The following is a 19007-nucleotide window of genomic DNA, read 5'->3' on the forward strand; positions in this document are numbered from 1 at the left end:
GGGTCGTCAGGGAGGGCGACGATCATGAAACGCACCAGGATGCTCGTGGGCCTGCCGCTCGCGATCGTGCTCGCCGTGGGCGTCGCCCCCGCACTGACGGGCTGCGGCATCGAGGGCACCATCAAAGATGTGACCGGCGGCAACGTCGACATCGGCGGTTCGAAGGTCCCCGCGGACTTCCCGTCGGAGGTGCCACTCTACAAGGGCGATGTCGTCTTCGGCGCGACGGTCGGCTCCGGTGACGGCAAGGTCTGGAACGTCACGGTCAAGCTCCCGGACGCGAAGGCGTTCCAGGACATCCAGAAACAGCTCGCCGACGCCGGTTTCACCAGCGTGAACGCCGCGACCGCCCCCGATGGCGGCGGCACGGGCACCTTCTCCGACGGCACATACGGCGTGATCGTCGTCGTCACCTCCGCCGGCGTCAACGGCTGGGTCGCCAACTACTCCGTCTCCCGCGTCCCCACCGCCTCCCCGACCCCAACCCCCGCCCCCTGATAATCGAGCCGGACTTATGTACGCGACACGCCGGGGAGGCGCGTACATAAGTCCCGGCTCGAATATCAGGGGGCGGCTGGGGACAGGAAGGGCGGGGTCAGGCGAAGAGGGGTGCCCCGACGTACGAGCCGGAGGCGGCTCCGGGCGGAACGGCGAAGACGCCGGAGCCGACGTGCTTGAGGTACTCGTTCATGGCGTCGTTCTTGGCGAGCTGCGACTGGATCGGGATGAACTGCTTGCGCGGGTCGCGCTGGAACGCGATGAAGAACAGCCCGGCGTTCAGCCGCCCGAGCTCGTCGTTGCCGTCCACGAAGTTGTAGCCGCGGCGCAGGAGCTGCGCGCCGCCGTTCGTCGACGGGTGCGCGAGGCGCACGTGCGAGTCCGGGTCGATCTTGGTGCCGCCGGTGGGGGAGACGGCCAGGAAGTTTGGCTCGCTGAACTCGGTGCCGCCGGACAGGGGCGCTCCCTCGCCCTTGTCGCGCCCGATGATGCGCTCCTGCTCGCCGAGCTGTTGCCGATCCCAGGTCTCGATGACCATCCGGATCTTGCGCGCGACCAGATACGACCCTCCGGCCATCCAGGCGTCGCCTGAGCCGTCCGCCGCATCCGCCCACACCTGGTCGTGGACGACCGTGGTGTCCTCCGACTTGATGTTCGCGGTGCCGTCCTTGAACCCGAACAGGTTGCGTGCGGTGGTCTGGCTGCGCGACGTCGACGACGTGCGCCCGAAACCGAGCTGCGACCACCGGATGGATGCGCGCCCGAACGCGATCCGCGACAGGTTGCGGATGGCGTGCACCGCCACCTGCGGGTCGTCGCTGCACGCCTGCACGCAGAGGTCGCCGCCGACGAGCGCATCCTGAAGTGCATCGCCGGGGAAGTGCGGAAGGTCGACCAGCGCCTCCGGGCGGCGGGACGCGATCCCGAACCGGTCCCGTCCATCCGCCGTCCTGAACAGGCTCGGGCCGAAGCCGAACGTGAGGGTGAGGCCGCCGGCGGGCAGGTCGAGGGCTTCGCCGGTGTCGTCCGGCGGCGCATCCGCTGGACCGCTCGCCGGTCCGTATTTGCCGGCCGGGCGCCCTTGGGTCATGCGCGCTGCGGCGGTGGTCCAGTCCTGCAGGAGCTCGACGAGCCCCGCGCGGTCGACGCCGTCGGCGATGTCGAAGGTCGCGAAGTGCAGCCTGTCCTGCGCCGGGGTGGTGATGCCGGCCTGGTGCTCCCCGTAGAACGGGTAGGTCGCGGACGAGTCCGTGGAGGCGCCGAGCACCGTCCTGTCGATCGCGATGCCCGCGCCGACGCCCACCACACCGGCGCCGACGGCCGCGCCGGCGAGGCCGAGAAGCCCGCGGCGGGAGAGGCCGGTCGTGCCGGTCCCTTCCGCCGCGGGCGCGTTCTCGCCGGTGGTCTCCGAAGTCACCTGGACCCTACTTGACGATGATCGAGGTGAGCTGGCTGAGCGGCTCGCTCAGCGCGTTGACCGCGTCGGACAGCTCTTTCACCTGGGAGGTGTTCAATTCGGTGTAGCTGACGAAGCCGTCGCCGGACTTGTACTTCGCGAGCAGCTCGGTGATCGCGGCGAACTCGCTGTCGAGCTGCGCGACGACCTTCTTGCCGTTCGCGCCCTTGCTCTCCGCGATGTCCCGGACGATGCCGTATGCGACCTGGGCACCCTCGACGTTGGCCTGGAAGTCCCACAGGTCCGTGTGGGAAAAGGTCTCCTCCTCGCCGGTGATCTTGCTGCGGGAGACCTCCTCCATCAGACCGATGGCTCCGTTGGAGATCTGGTCGATGGTGAGGCTGAAGTTCTTCGCGTACACGAGGTCGTAGAGCTTTTGCGTGTCGGCGACGAGCTGGTTGCCGAGCTGTGTGCGGCCTGCGGCGTCGGATGGCGTGAAGCCGGCGGGGGCCCAGAGGTCCTTCTCGATGCGGTGCCAACCGGTCCAGGTCTGCCCGCTCTCCAGGTCGGCCTCGCGCAGGTCGATCGCCGGGTCGATAGTGCCGAACTGTTCGGCGGTGGGCTCGATGCGCTCGTAGAAGGCGCGGGCGGCGGGGTACTGGGCCCGTGCGGCGGCGTCGTCGCCTGCCTCGTAGGCCTTGGCGAACGCCTGCGTGGCCGTCAGCAGCTGGCCGCTCTGGTCTTTGACGTAGGAGATGTAGTTGGTGACGGCCTGCGAGACCTGCTTGCTCTCGCTCGCCGACACGTTCGCGGTGTCGCCCTTGGTGACGGCGAACTTCGCGTAGGAGGTGGGGCTGCCGACCATGCCCTTCTTGCACGCCGTGTAGTAACTGCCCTCGGCGAGCTGGACGACGTAGTTGACCGTCGTGCCCGGTCCGACGTTCTCCTTCTCACCCGCGATGCGCAGCTTGTCCTCGGCGAGCACCTCGAACTCGTTCACGTCCGTGCCGGTGTTGCTGACCTGGAAGGTGACGGCGCCGCTGGGGGCGGTCGCGGTGGAGACGGTGCACTTCTCGTCGTTCAGCGTGACGCTGATCGCTTCGGCGCTCGCGGCGGCCTTGTTCGGCACGCAGCCGGTGAGGGCGATGGCGATGGTGGCGGCGCCGATGGTTCCGGCGAGGATGCCGAAGGAGCGTGAGCGTGGCATAGGGGTGCTTTCTGTGCGGGGGAGGGCGGCGGACGGACGCCGGTCAGGATGCTGTGGTGCTGCGGAGGGCGGAGCCGCCGCCGGCGGAGGCCGTCGCCGGGGTGTGCTGCTGCGCATCCGGGGCCTTCGCCGTCGGTTTCGCCGACGCGCGGTGCTGGCGGAGGTAGAACGCGGACACGATCACGACATAGGCGAGCCAGCCGAACACCTGCAGCCAGGTGGGGGACGGGTTGAAGTTCACGATGCCGGTGAGCAGCGTGCCGTACCAGCTCGACGACGGGATGATGTGGCTGATGTCGTACGCGTGGATCCCGGCGCCGGGGAGCACACCGGCCTCCTGCAGGTCGCCGATGCCGTACGCGAGTACGCCGCCGGCCACCAGGATGAGGAACGCGCCCGTCCAGGTGAAGAACGTCCCGAGGTTGATCCTGACCATGCCCCGGTAGAGCAGAGCGCCGATCACGGCGGCGGTGAGGATGCCGAGGACGGCTCCGACGACCGGCTCCCAGCCGCCGCCGAGGCTGGCGACGGTGGCCCAGACGAACAGCGCCGTCTCGATCCCTTCGCGTCCGACGCTCAGCATGGCCAGGATGATGATTCCCCAGCCGGCGCCGACGAGGGCGGAATCGAGCTTGGAGTGCAGCGTGGACTTCATCGTGCGGGCGGTCTTGCCCATCCAGAAGGTCATCCAGGTCACGAACCCGACGGCGACGAGCGAGAGACCCCCGCCGAGGATCTCCTGCGCCTGGAAGCTAAGGCCGTACGGTCCCCAGGTGAGAAGCGCGCCGAGCCCGAGCGGCACGACGACGGCGATCCCGACGCCGGCCCAGAGCTTGGAGAGCACATCGCGTCGCCCGACCTTCACCACATAGGCGATCAGGATGCCGACGACGAGAGAGGCTTCGAGACCTTCGCGGAGGCCGATCAGATAGTTCGCGAACACAGAGGACTTTCGCTTGAAGGAGGTCGGGAGGTTGGTAAGGCTAACCTTACCGCCTTCGACCTTAGACAACCGCGCCCAGCATGTCCAGATAGGATTCGTGAATGCTCAGCCGGATCGTGAATTACGTGCTGCTCTTCATCGTGGGAGCGCTCGTGGGCGCCGTCGGAACGGTCGCGCATCAGACCACGGTGACCTGGGGGATCAGCATCCCGCTTGGCCTCATCGGGTCGCTCACGGCATACACCGCGCTGCTCGTCGGTCTGCGCCTGCTCGCGCACAACCGCATGGCCCCGCTGGTCGCGGCGATCGGCACGATCCTGGCGATCCTGCTGTTCTCGCAGAAGAGCGCTGGCGGCTCGGTGCTCATCCCGAACAACCTGCTCGGGCAGCTCTGGCTCGCCGGTCCGATCGTGATCGCGGCCATCGTGCTCGCCTGGCCGGACCTGTCGCGGTCGCGTCGTCCGGAAACGGCATAAGCTAGAGACGTTCATCTCGCGAAGGGAAATACTGCACTGTGACCTACGTCATCGCCCTCCCCTGCGTCGACGTGAAAGACCGGGCCTGTATCGACGAGTGCCCTGTCGATTGCATCTACGAGGGCGAACGGTCGCTCTACATCCACCCCGATGAGTGCGTCGACTGCGGCGCCTGCGAGCCGGTCTGCCCCGTCGAGGCGATCTACTACGAAGACGATCTGCCTGAGCAGTGGGCCGACTACTACAAGGCCAACGTCGAGTTCTTCGACGACATCGGCTCCCCGGGGGGAGCGGCCAAGGTCGGCGTCATCGCCAAGGACCACCCGGTGATCGCCGCCCTGCCTCCGCAGGCTCACTGAGCCGGCCGCGCCGCAGATGGCACTCGCCGAACTCCCCGAATACCCCTGGGATCAGATGGCGCCGTTCGCGGCGCGCGCCAGGCAGCACGCCGACGGCATCGTCGACCTGTCCATCGGCTCCCCGGTGGATGCGACCCCCGACCTCATCCGCACCGCCCTCGCCGAAGCGACGGATGCGCACGCGTACCCGCAGACCGTCGGCACGCCGGCCCTGCGTGAGGCGATCGTCTCCTGGTTCGAGCGCCGACGCGGCGTGCACGGCCTGACGGTCGACAACGTGCTCCCGACCATCGGCTCCAAGGAGCTGGTGGCGTTCTTGCCGTTCATGCTCGGGCTGGGGGAGGGCGACGTGGTCGTGCATCCCCAGGCCGCTTACCCCACCTACGCGATCGGCGCCGCCATCGCGGGCGCCGAGGCTCTCGCGAGCGACGACCCTGCGTCGTGGCCGTCGAACACGCGCCTGGTCTGGCTGAACAGTCCTGGCAACCCGGATGGACGTGTGCTGTCGGTCGACGAGCTGCGCGCCGCCGTCGAGCGGGCACGTGAGCTGGGAGCCTACGTTGCGAGCGACGAGTGCTACGCCGAGCTCGGCTGGGATGCGCCATGGGACGAGACGCCCATCCCGAGTGTGCTCGACCAGCGCGTGATCGGAGACTCCCGCCGCAACGTCATCGCGGTCTACTCGCTGAGCAAGCAGTCCAACCTCGCGGGATACCGCGCGGCGTTCATCGCCGGATGCGCCACTGTGGTCGGCAAGCTCCTGACCGTGCGCAAGCACGCCGGCCTCATGCTGCCGGCGCCGCTGCAGGCCGCGATGGTCGCGGCCCTCGGCGACGACGAGCATGTCTCCGTCCAGCGCGAGCGCTACCGCGCTCGGCGCGACCAGCTGCGTCCGGCGCTCGAAGCGGCCGGATTCCGGATCGACCGCAGCGAGGCAGGGCTCTACCTCTGGGCGACAGAGGGCAGAGACGCGTGGGAGAGCATCGAGCGGCTCGCCGACCTCGGCATCCTGGCCGGTCCCGGCGTCTTCTACGGCGATTCGTCGCCGCAGCACGTGCGGCTGTCCCTGACCGCGTCGGACGAGCGGATCGCTGCCGCGGCCGCGCGACTGCGCGCCGTTGGAGAGACCCTCTAAGGGGAACGTCCCCCTTTTGCACGATGCAACAGTTGTCGCCGTCGTTCGTTAGGCTGTATCCGCACGACTTTTGCAGCGCTGCCACGATCAGCGCGCGAACCCAACCCATACCCTGGAGGCGTTGTGAGCGGAACCGGCACCGATAAGGCACAGGCGGAGAGCATTGCTCCCGCCCGCACCGAAGCGGCGACCGCTTCGCTGAGCTACCCGGGTGGCACAGCCGAGTTCCCCATCCTGCCGAGCGTCAGCGGAGCGTCGAGCATCGACTTCTCCACGCTCACCAGGCAGACAGGGCTGACCAGCCTCGACTACGGGTTCGTCAACACGTCGGCCACGCGGTCGGCCATCACGTACATCGACGGCGACGCGGGCATCCTGCGCTATCGCGGATACCCGATCGAGCAGGTCGCCGAGAACTCCACGTTCCTCGAGGTCGCCTGGCTCCTCATCTACGGCGAGCTTCCCAGCCCGAGCGAGCTCGCGGAGTTCGACGAGCGCATCCGTCGTCACACGCTGCTGCACGAAGACCTCCGCCGCTTCTTCTCCGCCCTGCCGCACGACGCGCATCCGATGTCCGTGCTCTCCAGCGCCGTCTCCGCGCTGTCGACCTTCTACCAGGACTCCCTGAGCGTGCACGACCCGGAGCAGATCGAGCTCTCTACGGTGCGCCTGCTGGCCAAGCTGCCGGTCATCGCCGCGTACGCGCACAAGAAGAGCCTCGGCCAGGCGTTCCTCTACCCGGACAACTCGCTGAGCTTCGTCGACAACTTCCTGCGCCTCAACTTCGGCACGATGGCGGAGCCGTACGAGGTCAACCCCGTGCTGTCGAAGGCGCTCGAGCGCCTGCTGATCCTGCACGAAGACCACGAGCAGAACGCGTCGACGTCCACGGTCCGGCTCGTCGGCTCGACGCAGGCCAACCTGTTCGCCTCCGTCTCGGCCGGAATCAACGCCCTCTACGGTCCGCTGCACGGCGGGGCCAACGAGGCCGTCCTCGACATGCTCGCCGGCATCCGCGACTCGGGCGAGAGCGTGCAGAAGTTCGTCGAGCGCGTGAAGAACAAAGAAGAGGGCGTGAAGCTGATGGGCTTCGGGCACCGCGTCTACAAGAACTTCGACCCGCGCGCCCGCCTCGTCAAGCAGTCCGCCGACGAGGTGCTCGCCGCCCTCGGCGTGCACGACCCGCTGCTCGACATCGCGAAGGAGCTGGAAGAGGTCGCGCTGGCCGACCAGTACTTCATCGACCGCAAGCTGTACCCGAACGTCGACTTCTACACCGGCGTCATCTACAAGGCGATGGGCTTCCCGACCAGGATGTTCACCGTCCTGTTCGCGATGGGCCGCCTCCCCGGCTGGATCGCCCACTGGCGCGAGATGAACACGGACCCGGCCACCAAGATCGGCCGCCCGCAGCAGCTCTACACGGGCTCCGCCGAGCGCTCCTGGCCCACCGCCCGCTGAGCCCTTCTCGCCCCTGAACTCCCGCGGCGCCCGCCGCCATCGAGCCGGGACTTATGCACGCGACACCCCGGCGTGTCGCGTGCATAAGTCCCGGCTCGATTGTTGGGGGACGCGGGTCAGCGCGCGGCCGGGGGACGGAGCGTGAGGGTCTGGGAGGAGGCGGCGGCGACGGCGGCTCGGCTGAAAGGCCAGGGGCGCGTCTGGTTGTGCTGCCAGAGCGGGGTCTGGTCGGTGTAGTGCGGGCTGAACGCATGCCCGGAGGCGCCGGTGAGGTTGATCCAGGTGCTCTTGTCGAAGTCGCTCAGGTCGATCACCTGGCGCATCGACGGCACCCAGTCCACCTGGTAGCCGACCGAGGCGTCCCAGCCCACCGCATCCACGACGCTGGAGCTGCCGCCGACCGGATACGGCCCGCGGTTGAACAGCCACTCGATCGGCGCGACGCCGGACGTGCCGAAGCTCGCATTGGTGAGGGTGATGGTGTGGATGCTGTCCCAGCGCCACGCGGTCTGGTCGCCGCCCATCAGCCGGCCGGCCTCCGACCACGCGTTGTTGGCGACGAGCGCGAACATGGTGTCCCTGTCGCTCGTCCCGAGCTTCGAGTCCACCCACCACGCCGAGTCCTGGTCCGTCACGAGGTTCTGCACGACGGCGAACCACCTGTCGCCGCCGACCGGGGGAGCGGATGCCGGGAGCTTGCGCCCGAACGCCTCCTGCAGCAGCGTGCGCCAGAACACGTTGAAGTATGCCGCCGCCGCACTGTCCGCGTCGTCGTGATAGTTCCAGCCGGACAGCAGCTGGGCCGCGCGATAGGCGCCGGATGACGGATCGGCCTTCTTGCCGACCGCGACGATGAGCGGCACGAGCGTTGCGGCGTTGGCGTCGTATTTGTCCGCCTGGATGGCGGCGAAGTCGGCCGCGGTGACCTTTTTGCCCGCGGCGATCAGCTTCGTGAGCCGCAGCTGGATCTGGTTGGCCCGGTAGCCGTACTCCCAGTCCTTGGTGATCAGCTGCGGGAAATCCGGCCCGACGGCGGCGTTGTTCGCCGTGACGATCATGCCGCTCGGCGGGTTGTACACGGACGGCAGCTGGTCGAACGGGATCGTGCCGGTCCAGCCGTAGCGGCTCGTCCAGCCGGGAACGGGCATCGTGCCGTCTCCGGATGCGCGGATCGGCACGCTTCCCGGCGCCTGATAGCCGATGTTGCCGTCGACGTCCGCGTAGATCAGGTTCTGCGACGGCACCTGGAAACTCTCTGCCGCCGCACGGAAGCTCGTCCAGTCGGTCGCCGTGTCGAACGCGAAGATCGCGCCCGCCGTGGGTCCCGGTGTGAGGGCGGACCATTGCAGCGAGAGCTGGAACTGCTGGGCGGGCACGTCGAGCTTGCCTGCCTGGTCTTTCGCGATGATCCCGAACCCGTCGGTGAGGTCGGTGACGATGGGGCCGTGGCGGGTGGAGCGCACCGTGAGCTTCACGTCTGTGCCGCCTGCGACCTTGATGGTCTCCTTCCGGAGCGTGAGGGGAACCTGCTTGCCGTCGTATTCGTAGGTGTCGCCCGTGACCTTCTCCTCGTAGAGGTCGGCGACATCCGGACCCAGGTTGGTGAACCCCCAGGCGATGCGGTCGTTGTGCCCGATCACCACGCCGGGCAGCCCTGAGAAGCTGAAGCCGGCGACGTCGAACGGGCACGCCGGTCCGACCTTTCGGCAGTGCAGCCCGATCTGATACCAGACCGATGGCATCGCGGCTCCGAGGTGCGGATCGTTCGCCAGGAGCGGCTTGCCGCTCGCGGTGTGCGCGCCGGAGACCACCCAGGAGTTCGACCCGATGTCGCTGCCGGCCGGTCCGAGGAGGGTGGGCATCGCCTGCAGGCTCGTCGCCAATTGCGCGAGCGCTGGTGCGAATGCGGCCGGCGTCGCCGGCGCACCAGGAGCGGCGGCGGGCGTGGCTGGCGTGGACGTCGACGACGGCGCGCTCGACGTCGACCCGGTCGCCGCCGCATCCGGTGTCGTGCGCGTCGGATCGCCCCCGCCCTCGCTGGTGATGGTCGGGTGCGTCGCGTACGGATACGCGGGATGCAGTTCCGCGATCTCCTGCGGGCTGAGCGCGGTGGAGAGCAGTGCCCTGTCGATCTCGTCTTCGAGGTTGGAGCGGAGGTCCCACGCCATCGCTTTCAGCCACGCCACCGAGTCGGCCGGGGTCCACTTCTCCGGTTTGTAGTCCGGGTTCTGCAGACCGAGCACCGCGTATTCGAGCGAGAGCTCCGCGCCGGAGTGCCTGGCGAGGTAGGCGTTCACGCCGTCGGCGTAGTCCTGGTAATAGCGCAGCTCGGTCTTGCTGAGCAGCTTCACCTCCTGCTCGGCCACCGTGCGCCAGCCGAGGGTCCGGATGAACGTGTCCGTCGGCACCTGGCTCGCCCCGAACATCTCGGACAGCCGCCCGGCCGTGACGTGACGCCGGAAGTCCATCTCCCAGAACCGGTCTTGCGCGTGCACGTAGCCCTGCGCGCGGAACAGGTCGTCCGACGTCGACGCCTCCAGCTGCGGGATGCCCGCATCGTCTCGGTAGACCGTGACGGGGGCGGAGAGCCCCGGCACGTCGACCGAGCCCGCGGTCTGCGGGAACGACCGGACGACCGTCCAGACGCCGACGCCGCCCGCGATCACCACCAGGACGAGCAGCACGGCCACCCCGATGCCGACCACCCGCAGAACTCGATGATGTCGTCGTAGTCGGGGTGTGTCGTCGCCCACGCCAGTCCTTCCGGTGGTTGGTGTCCTGCGACTGTAACGCATGGGGGTGACGCCCCCGGGGTGGTCAGTGCGCGTTCAAGCCCGCCCAGGCCATCCGCTCCAGCACCGGCCGGACCGTCGCGGCGTCCACGCTCGTGCCGCCGACCCTGGCGGTGTGCGGCGTCGAGTTGATCAGCCCGAACGCGGCCTGGACGCGCATCCGGAGCTCGTCGGGGGAGAGGGAGGGGTGGAGGCGGCCGAGCACGTCCATCCACAGTTCGATGTAGCGGCGCTGGAGCCTGCGAACGGCGCGGCGCTCGTCGCCGGGGAGGGCGTCGAGGTCGCGGTCCTGCACGCGGATCGTCTCCGGTTCCGTCACGGCGAAGTCGACATGGAAGACGATGAGGGCGCGGAGGGCGTTCGCCGGGTCATCCGCGGCGGACTCGACGCGTGTCCCTCCGTCGAGCAGCCGCTCGCTGACGCCGACCAGGAGTGCGGCGAGCACGGCTTGCTTGGACGAGAAGTGCCGGTAGACGGCAGGGCCGCTGACGCCCGCCGCGGCACCCAGGTCTTCGATCGACACACCGTTGAAGCCCCGTTCGGAGAACAGGGTGGCTGCAGCGTCGAGCAGGGCGGCGCGCCGGTCGGCTTTGGCCTGGCTGCGCTGGGTGGGTCGTCCGGTGTCCTGCGCGGTGTCTGCGAGTTCGGTCATGGTGTTCTTCCGGGTGCTGGACTTTTGGTTAATGAACACTAACCTAAATTCGAGTTAGTAACCACTAACCGAATGTCGACGACGACGAAGAGCGAGACGCGAACCATGCCAACGCTGACCAGCGCCACCAGCGCGACCGATGCCGGGTACGAGCAGAACGACGCCGCCCAGCGCGCCCTGGTGGCCGACCTCCGCGAACGCCTCGCGACGGCCGCGGCCGGAGGGCCGGAGCGCTCCCGCGAACGGCACATCGCCCGCGGCAAGCTCCTGCCGCGCGAGCGCATCGACGCCCTGCTCGACGAGGGCAGCCCGTTCCTGGAGGTCGCGCCGCTCGCCGCCACCGGCCTGTACGGCGACGAGTCACCGGCGGCGGGCGTGATCGCCGGCATCGGCCTCGTGCACGGCCGTCACGTGCTCGTCATCTCCAACGACGCCACCGTCAAGGGCGGCACCTACTACCCGATGACCGTCAAGAAGCACCTGCGGGCGCAGGAGATCGCGCTGGAGAACCGCCTCCCGTGCATCTACCTGGTCGACTCGGGAGGCGCATACCTGCCGATGCAGGACGAGGTCTTCCCCGACCGCGACCATTTCGGCCGCATCTTCTACAACCAGGCCAGAATGTCCGCGGCGAAGGTGCCGCAGATCGCCGCGGTGCTCGGATCGTGCACCGCCGGCGGCGCGTACGTTCCCGCGATGAGCGACGAGACCGTGATCGTGCGCAACCAGGGCACCATCTTCCTCGGCGGACCACCGCTGGTGAAGGCCGCCATCGGAGAGGTCGTCACGGCGGAGGAGCTGGGCGGCGGCGACCTGCACGCGAAGACCTCCGGCGTCGTCGACCACCTCGCCGAGAACGACAGGCACGCCCTGCAGATCGTGCGCGACATCGTGGCCACCCTGCCGGAGCCGCAGCAGCCGGCCTGGGATGTGCATCCAGCCGTCGCCCCCGTCGCCGACCCCTCCGAGCTCTACGGCGTCGTCCCCACCGACGTGCAGGCGCCGTACGACGTGCGCGAGGTCATCGCGCGCCTCGTCGACGGCAGCGAGCTGCACGAGTTCAAGAAGGAGTACGGCACGACACTCGTGACCGGCTTCGCGCGCATCCACGGCCATCCGGTGGGGATCGTGGCGAACAACGGCGTGCTGTTCAGCGAGTCGGCGCTCAAGGGCGCGCACTTCATCGAACTGTGCGACCAGCGCGGCATCCCGCTGCTGTTCCTGCAGAACATCTCCGGCTTCATGGTCGGCCGCGACTACGAGGCGGGCGGCATCGCGAAGAACGGCGCCAAGATGGTCACCGCCGTCGCCACCGCGCGGGTGCCGAAGCTCACCGTCGTGATCGGCGGCTCGTTCGGCGCGGGCAACTACTCGATGTGCGGGCGCGCGTATTCGCCTCGTTTCCTCTGGATGTGGCCGGCCGCGCGCATCTCGGTGATGGGCGGCCCGCAGGCGTCGTCGGTGCTCGCGACGGTCAAGCGTGAGCAGCTGGACGCCCGCGGTGAGGAGTGGTCGGCGGAGGACGAGGCCGCCTTCAAAGCCCCGATCGCCGAACAGTATGAGCAGCAGGGCAGCCCGTACTATTCCACCGCCCGGCTCTGGGATGACGGCGTGATCGACCCGGCGGACACCCGCACGATCCTCGGCCTCGCCCTCGACGTCTGCTCCCGAAGCCCGCTGCCAGACACGGCCTTCGGCCTCTTCCGGATGTGATCGCCATGCCCTCCCACTCCACGTCCTCCGCGTCGGCCTCCGCCGCCGCTGCGCCGTTCGGCACCGTGCTCGTCGCCAACCGCGGCGAGATCGCCTGCCGGGTGATCCGCACCCTGCGCCGCCTGGGCATCCGCTCTGTCGCCGTGTTCAGCGACGCCGATCGGGATGCGCCCCACGTCGCCCTCGCAGACGTCGCCGTGCGCATCGGCCCGGCCTCTGCCGCCCACAGCTATCTCGATATCGCGGCCATCGTGGCCGCCGCGCAAGCGACGGGAGCCCAGGCCGTGCATCCCGGCTACGGGTTCCTGTCCGAGAACGCCGAGCTCGCCGCCGCCTGCGACGCGGCAGGGATCGTGTTCGTCGGACCCGGCGTGCGCGCCCTCGACGTGATGGGCGACAAGATCGCCGCGAAGCGCGAGGTCGAGCAGCACGGCGTCCCGACCATCCCCGGCATCGCGCGACCCGGCCTCAGCGACGACGACCTCATTCTGGCGGCCGACCAGATCGGCTACCCGGTGCTCGTGAAGCCCTCCGCGGGTGGCGGCGGCAAGGGGATGCAGGTGGTCCGCGACGCCGCAGAGCTGCCGGAGGCGCTCTCCGCCGCCCGCCGGGTCGCGGCGTCCGCGTTCGGCGACGACACGCTGTTCCTGGAGCGGCTGGTGGATGCGCCCCGCCACATCGAGGTCCAGGTGCTCGCCGACCGGCACGGCACGGTGGTGCACCTGGGGGAGCGCGAGTGCTCCCTCCAGCGCCGCCATCAGAAGGTGATCGAGGAGGCGCCGTCGCCGCTGCTCGACGCGGACACCCGCGCCCGGATCGGTGCGGCCGCGTGCGCGGTCGCCGCGAGCGTCGACTACGTGGGTGCAGGCACCGTGGAGTTCCTGGTCTCCGACGCGGCTCCCGACGAGTTCTACTTCATGGAGATGAACACGAGACTTCAGGTCGAGCATCCGGTGACGGAGCTGGTCACGGGGCTCAACCTGGTGGAGTGGCAGCTGCGCATCGCGGCGGGCGAACCGCTCGGGTTCGCCCAGGAGGACGTTCGCCTGACCGGTCATGCCGTCGAGGCCCGCGTGTACGCGGAGAACCCGGAGCGCGGATTCCTTCCGAGCGACGGCCGCGTGCTCGCACTGCACGAGCCGTCCGGGGACGGCGTGCGGGTCGACAGCGGCCTGGCCGCCGGGGTGCCGATCGTCACCGAGTACGACCCGATGCTCGCCAAAGTCATCGCGTGGGGTCCTGACCGGGCGGAGGCCATCACCCGCCTCGACCGCGCGCTCGCCGACACGGCGATCCTCGGCGCCGTGACCAACGTGCGCTGGCTGCGCGAGCTGCTCGCCGACGACGACGTGCGCGCCGGACGCCTCGACACCACGATCATCGACCGCCGGTTCTCCGAGCAGGCTCCGACCGAGCCGGGCGAGGACGAGCTGATCGCTGCAGCCTTGCTCGCGCACCTGGCTCGACTCCAGCAGTCTCAGGATGCGGTGGGTGCGCTGTGGGCGCAGCCGTCCGGCTGGCGGCTGGGCGAGCACAGGGCGACGGCGTACGACCTCGGGACGGCGATCGTGCGCGTCGCGGGGGACGCCGCGGCGCTCGACGCGGGGACGGCGGTGGTGACGGTCGAGACGGCTGGCGCGGCTGCCGCCACTGCCGCCGTAGCCGACGCCGCCGCCGCTCGGACCGCCGGGCTGCGGGTGCTGCCTCCGGTCGCCCCCGGCGAGCCCGGCATCGCCCTGCTGACGCTCGACGGCACAGTGACCACCTTCCGCTTCGCGCTGGACGGCGCATCCACCTGGCTGGGGCGCGGGGGTGCTGCCCGGGAACTGCGGCTGCTCACGCGGGCAGAGCGGGTCGCGCGCGACCTCGCCGGGCTCGCCAGAGCGGCCGGCGTCGCCGATCCCGAGTTGCGCACGCCGATGCCGGGGACGGTCGTGTCCGTGTCCGTCACGACCGGCGACCTGGTCGAGGCCGGAGACACCATCGTCACCGTCGAGGCGATGAAGATGGAGCACCGACTCGTCGCCCCGCTCTCGGGGACCGTGCAGGTGCGCGTCGCCCAGGGCGACCTGGTGAAGCTCGACCAGCTCGTCGCGAGCGTCGAAGGCACCGCCGCCGAGACCACCATTGCCGACGCCACCACCACCGACACCACTACCACCAACGAATCCAGCACAAGACAGGGAACCCCATGACCATGCAGATGACGCGATCAGGAGCAGCGGACGCCGACGTCGCCGGCTTCGAACTCACCGCAGAGCACATCCGTCTGCGCGACACGGTGCGCGACTTCGCCGACACCGTCGTCGCGCCGGCCGCCTACGACTACGACACCCGCCGCAGCCTGCCGTACGACATCATCGCCGAGATGGGGCGGATGGGCCTGTTCGGCCTGCCGTTCCCCGTCGAGTACGGCGGGCAGGGCAAGGACTACCTGTCGCTGTGTCTCGCCGTGGAGCAGCTCGGCCGCGTCGACCAGTCGATCGGTGTGACCCTGGAAGCGGGAATCGGGCTGGGCGCGATGCCGATCTTCCGCAACGGCACGGAGGCGCAGAAGCAGGAGTGGCTGCCGATGCTCGCACGCGGTGAGGCGCTCGCCGGATTCGGGCTCACCGAGGCCGACGCGGGATCCGACGCCGCCGGTACCAAGACGACAGCGGAACTGCGCGACGGCGAGTGGGTCATCAACGGCTCCAAGCAGTTCATCACCAACTCCGGCAGCGAGATCACCAAGCTGGTCACGATCACGGCCGTCACCGGGGAGCACGAGCGCGCGGACGGCTCGCTGAAGAAGGAGCTGTCCGCCATCCTGGTGCCGGTCGGCACGCCCGGTTTCGTGCAGGAGCCGTCGTACGACAAGGTCGGCTGGCACACGTCGGATACGCACCCGCTGACGCTCACCGACGTGCACGTCCCTGAGGCGAACCTGCTCGGCGAGCGCGGGCGCGGCTACGCGAACTTCGTGCAGACCCTGGATGAGGGACGCGTCGCGTTCGCCGCGCTCTGCACCGGGGCAGCGCAGGGCTGTCTCGACGAGGCGATCCGGTATGCGAAGAGCCGCAACGTGTTCGGCCGTCCGATCGGCTCCAACCAGTACATCGCGTTCAAGATCGCCAGGATGCAGGCCCGCGTGCACACCGCGCGGCTCGCATACTACGACGCCTGCTTCAAGCTGATGGCGGGAACGCCGTTCAAGATGGAGGCCTCCATCGCCAAGCTCGTCGGCAGCGAGGCCGCCATGGACAACGCGCGCGACGCCACCCAGGTCTTCGGCGGCTACGGCTTCCTCAACGAGAACCCCGTGGCCCGCCACTACCGCGACTCGAAGATCCTCGAAATCGGCGAGGGCACCACCGAGGTCCAGCTCATGGTCATCTCGCGCGCCCTCGGTTTCAACGCCTGACGTCCCCCAGCCATCGAGCCGGGACTTATGCACGCGACACGCCGGGGGTAGGCGTGCATAAGTCCCGGTTCGATAATCAGGGGACCGGCAGCAGGGCAGTAGTAGCAGGAGGAGGAGAACAGTGATCGACAAAGTGGTCGGGAGCGCGGAGGAGGCGGTGGCCGACGTTCCGGATGGCGCGTCGCTCGCCGTCGGCGGGTTCGGGCTGTGCGGCATCCCGAGTGCGCTCATCCAAGCGCTGCACGCGCGCGGGACGTCGGGACTCGAGGTCGTGAGCAACAACTGCGGTGTCGACGACTGGGGGCTCGGGATCCTGCTGGCCGACGGGCGCATCCGGAAGATGATCAGCTCGTACGTCGGGGAGAACAAGGAGTTCGCCCGGCAGTTCCTCTCCGGCGAGCTGGAGGTGGAGCTGACGCCGCAGGGCACGCTCGCCGAGAAGCTGCGGGCGGGCGGCGCCGGCATCCCGGCGTTCTTCACCCCCGCGGGCGTCGGAACGCAGATCGCCCAGGGCGGCCTGCCGCGGCGGTACGCGGCCGACGGCAGCGTCGCCGTCGCGTCCGAGCCGAAGGAGGTCCGTGCGTTCGACGGGGCCGACTACGTGCTCGAACGCTCACTCACCCCCGACTTCGCCCTCGTGCACGCCGCGAAGGGCGACCGGTACGGCAACCTCGTCTTCCACGCCGCGGCGATGAACTTCAACCCGCTCGCCGCGATGGCCGGCCGCATCACCATCGCCGAGGTGGAGGAGCTGGTCGAGCCGGGCGAGCTCGACCCCGGCACCGTGCACACGCCGGGCATCTTCGTGCAGCGGGTCGTCCACGCACCGGATGGGGAGAAGCGCATCGAGCGCCGAACCGTCCGCCTCGACGACGGGAGCGTCCGATGAGCCTCACCCGCAACGAACTCGCCGCCCGGGTGGCGCGCGAGCTGCGCAACGGCCAGTACGTCAACCTCGGGATCGGGATGCCCACTCTCATCCCCAACTACATCCCCGCTGACGTCGAGGTCATCCTGCACTCGGAGAACGGCGTGCTCGGCGTCGGTCCGTACCCGGAAGACGCCGCGGTCGACCCCGACCTCATCAACGCGGGCAAAGAGACCGTCACCGTCAACGACGGCGCCGCCTTCTTCGACTCCGCGCTCTCGTTCGGGATGGTCCGCGGCGGCCACGTGGACGTCGCGGTGCTCGGCGCGATGGAGGTCTCGCAGAACGGCGACCTGGCCAACTGGATGATCCCCGGCAAGATGGTGAAGGGGATGGGCGGTGCGATGGACCTCGTGTTCGGCGCCAAACGACTCATCGTGATGATGGAGCACGTGGACAGGGAGGGGCGTCCGAAGATCGTCGCCGAGTGCTCGCTGCCGCTGACCGGCACGGGATGCGTCGACAGGATCATCACCGACCTGGCCGTGATCGACGTGGTCGGGGACGGCGGCGGCAGCGGCGACGGCGGTTCCGAGACCGGCTCCGCGCGCCTCGTGCTGCGCGAGGTCGCGCCGGGGGTGACCGTCGACGAGGTCGTCGCCGCCACCGGCGCCCCGCTCACGATCGACCTGGACGCCGACCGGAACGGGAGCGCGTCGTGAGGGAGATCGAACAGCGCGGCCTCTACTTCGAGGAGTTCGAGGAGGACACCCGTTACCTGCACCGCCCAGGGCGCACGGTGACCGAGGCTGACAACGTCTTCTTCACCACCCTCACCATGAACACCCAGGCGTTGCACCTCGACGCGGCCTGGTCGGCGACGCAGCCGTTCGGCGAGCGGCTCGTGAACTCGATGTTCACGCTCGCGACGTTGGTCGGCGCCTCCGTCGCCCAGCTCACTCAGGGAACCATCGTCGCGAACCTCGGGTTCAGCGACGTGACCTTCCCGCATCCACTGCACCACGGCGACACCCTGTACTCGGAGACGGTGGTGGTCGCCAAGCGGCTGTCGTCGTCGCGGCCGGGGCAGGGCATCGTCACGCTGGCGCACACCGGCCGCAATCAGGATGGCGTGGTCGTCGCGACCGCGACGCGCCAGGTGATGATGTGGTGCCAGGATGCGCACCTCGACCTCACGCGCGATGCCGGCAGCGGCGACGGGCCTAGCGGCGACCGGCTCGGCGACGCGGCGGAGGACGTATGAGCAGCGCCCCGTTCCCGTTCGGCCCCGCCCTGCTGTTCTGCCCGGCCGACCGCCCCGATCGGTACGCCAAGGCGCTCGACCGGGCGGACGCGGTCATCATCGACCTCGAAGACGCCGTCGACCCCGCCCGCCGCACCGAGGCGCGGGAGGCGCTCGCCGCCTCCGACCTCGACCCGGAGCGGGTGATCGTGCGCATTAACAGGGCGGGGACGGACGACCACGCTGCCGACCTGTCCGCGCTCGCCGTGACGCAGTACAGCAGGGTGATGCTGCCGAAGGCGGAGTCGGTCGCCGAACTGCGCGACCTCGGCGGGCTGTCGGTGATCGCGCTGTGCGAGACGGCGGCCGGGGTGCTCGCGGCTCCCGGGCTCGCGGCAGCGAGCGAGGTGGTCGCGCTGATGTGGGGCGCGGAGGATCTGGTCGCCTCCCTCGGCGGGACGTCCAGCAGGCACAGCGACGGCCGGTACCGGAATGTGGCGACCCACGCGCGCTCCTCCGTGCTGCTGGCGGCCGGCGCAGCGGGGATCGCGGCCGTCGACACGGTGCACCTCGACATCGACGACCTCGCCGGGCTGGAGGCGGAGGCGGAGGACGCCGCGGCGGTCGGGTTCGCGGCGACCGCGTGCATCCACCCCGGTCAGGTGGACACGGTCAGGGCCGCGTATCGGCCGACGCACGGCGAACTCGCCGACGCATTGGAGCTGTTGGAGGCGGCCGCCGCAGCCGATGGCGTCTTCCGTTTTAGAGGGCGGATGGTGGACGGCCCGGTGATCGCGCACGCCCGTTCGGTGGCCGCCAGAGGGGGCGTTTCACAGTGAACCGATTCGGCTCCTGCTTCGT

17 protein-coding genes are annotated in these 19007 nt (G+C 69.4%); 12 read left to right on the forward strand and 5 right to left on the reverse strand.

Annotation, left to right across the window (positions count from 1 at the left end; genetic code table 11):
* Positions 1-24 precede the first annotated feature (24 nt).
* A complete protein-coding gene (locus tag AC37TH_RS11415; RefSeq protein ID WP_490764469.1) occupies positions 25-498 on the forward strand; it encodes a hypothetical protein in 474 nt (157 codons plus the stop codon).
* Positions 499-595: 97 nt separating this feature from the next.
* Here the strand turns inward: AC37TH_RS11415 and efeB are convergent, their stop codons facing one another.
* From efeB to efeU, 3 genes are read right to left on the reverse strand one after another with little or no spacing between them, the layout of a single operon-like run.
* Positions 596-1915, reverse strand: a complete 1320-nt coding sequence (gene efeB / locus AC37TH_RS11420) for an iron uptake transporter deferrochelatase/peroxidase subunit (RefSeq protein WP_490764470.1) — start codon at positions 1913-1915, stop codon at positions 596-598.
* A 7-nt stretch (positions 1916-1922) separates the two neighbouring features.
* Positions 1923-3101 (reverse strand): iron uptake system protein EfeO, encoded by a 1179-nt coding sequence (efeO, locus tag AC37TH_RS11425; protein ID WP_490764471.1) that lies wholly within the window; start codon positions 3099-3101, stop codon positions 1923-1925.
* A 43-nt stretch (positions 3102-3144) separates the two neighbouring features.
* Entirely contained in the window at positions 3145-4044 is a 900-nt protein-coding gene (gene efeU, locus AC37TH_RS11430) for an iron uptake transporter permease EfeU (protein ID WP_490764472.1), read from the reverse strand.
* 101 nt (positions 4045-4145) lie between these two features.
* Here efeU and AC37TH_RS11435 point away from each other — a divergent pair, with 101 nt between their 5' ends.
* From AC37TH_RS11435 to AC37TH_RS11450, 4 genes are all read left to right on the forward strand, one after another.
* A complete protein-coding gene (locus tag AC37TH_RS11435) occupies positions 4146-4520 on the forward strand; it encodes a DUF6113 family protein (protein WP_490764473.1) in 375 nt (124 codons plus the stop codon).
* A gap of 38 nt (positions 4521-4558) precedes the next feature.
* Complete coding sequence (fdxA, locus tag AC37TH_RS11440) at positions 4559-4879, forward strand: ferredoxin (protein ID WP_055895722.1); 321 nt, start codon at positions 4559-4561, stop codon at positions 4877-4879.
* Between the two features lie 16 nt (positions 4880-4895).
* The gene (gene dapC, locus AC37TH_RS11445) at positions 4896-6014 is read left to right on the forward strand and encodes a succinyldiaminopimelate transaminase (RefSeq protein WP_490764474.1); all 1119 of its coding nucleotides are present in this window, start codon (positions 4896-4898) and stop codon (positions 6012-6014) included.
* Positions 6015-6176: 162 nt separating this feature from the next.
* Positions 6177-7475: a citrate synthase gene (locus AC37TH_RS11450; protein WP_490765105.1), complete on the forward strand. Its 1299-nt coding sequence runs from the start codon at positions 6177-6179 to the stop codon at positions 7473-7475.
* A 116-nt stretch (positions 7476-7591) separates the two neighbouring features.
* On the opposite strand, the gene AC37TH_RS11455 is transcribed toward AC37TH_RS11450, so the two are convergent.
* Positions 7592-10180 carry a penicillin acylase family protein gene (locus AC37TH_RS11455; RefSeq protein ID WP_490764475.1) on the reverse strand — a complete coding sequence of 863 codons (2589 nt, stop codon included), beginning with the start codon at positions 10178-10180 and terminating at the stop codon, positions 7592-7594.
* 112 nt (positions 10181-10292) lie between these two features.
* Positions 10293-10919 carry an SACE_7040 family transcriptional regulator gene (locus AC37TH_RS11460; protein WP_490764476.1) on the reverse strand — a complete coding sequence of 209 codons (627 nt, stop codon included), beginning with the start codon at positions 10917-10919 and terminating at the stop codon, positions 10293-10295.
* A 105-nt stretch (positions 10920-11024) separates the two neighbouring features.
* Here AC37TH_RS11460 and AC37TH_RS11465 point away from each other — a divergent pair, with 105 nt between their 5' ends.
* From AC37TH_RS11465 to AC37TH_RS11495, 7 genes are all read left to right on the forward strand, one after another.
* Entirely contained in the window at positions 11025-12632 is a 1608-nt protein-coding gene (locus AC37TH_RS11465) for a carboxyl transferase domain-containing protein (RefSeq protein ID WP_490764477.1), read from the forward strand.
* A 5-nt stretch (positions 12633-12637) separates the two neighbouring features.
* The gene (locus AC37TH_RS11470) at positions 12638-14827 is read left to right on the forward strand and encodes an acetyl/propionyl/methylcrotonyl-CoA carboxylase subunit alpha (RefSeq protein ID WP_490764478.1); all 2190 of its coding nucleotides are present in this window, start codon (positions 12638-12640) and stop codon (positions 14825-14827) included.
* Positions 14824-16035 carry an acyl-CoA dehydrogenase family protein gene (locus tag AC37TH_RS11475; RefSeq protein WP_490764479.1) on the forward strand — a complete coding sequence of 404 codons (1212 nt, stop codon included), beginning with the start codon at positions 14824-14826 and terminating at the stop codon, positions 16033-16035. The genes AC37TH_RS11470 and AC37TH_RS11475 overlap by 4 nt, the downstream gene beginning before the upstream one ends.
* Positions 16036-16156: 121 nt before the next feature.
* A complete protein-coding gene (locus tag AC37TH_RS11480; RefSeq protein ID WP_490764480.1) occupies positions 16157-16924 on the forward strand; it encodes a CoA transferase subunit A in 768 nt (255 codons plus the stop codon).
* A complete protein-coding gene (locus AC37TH_RS11485) occupies positions 16921-17625 on the forward strand; it encodes a 3-oxoacid CoA-transferase subunit B (RefSeq protein ID WP_490764481.1) in 705 nt (234 codons plus the stop codon). The genes AC37TH_RS11480 and AC37TH_RS11485 overlap by 4 nt, the downstream gene beginning before the upstream one ends.
* On the forward strand, positions 17622-18167 hold the full coding sequence (locus AC37TH_RS11490; protein ID WP_490764482.1) for a MaoC family dehydratase: 546 nt from the start codon (positions 17622-17624) through the stop codon (positions 18165-18167). The genes AC37TH_RS11485 and AC37TH_RS11490 overlap by 4 nt, the downstream gene beginning before the upstream one ends.
* A complete protein-coding gene (locus AC37TH_RS11495; RefSeq protein WP_490764483.1) occupies positions 18164-18985 on the forward strand; it encodes an HpcH/HpaI aldolase/citrate lyase family protein in 822 nt (273 codons plus the stop codon). The genes AC37TH_RS11490 and AC37TH_RS11495 overlap by 4 nt, the downstream gene beginning before the upstream one ends.
* Positions 18986-19007: the final 22 nt, after the last annotated feature.

The sequence above is a fragment of the Leifsonia sp. McL0627 genome (assembly GCF_058244615.1).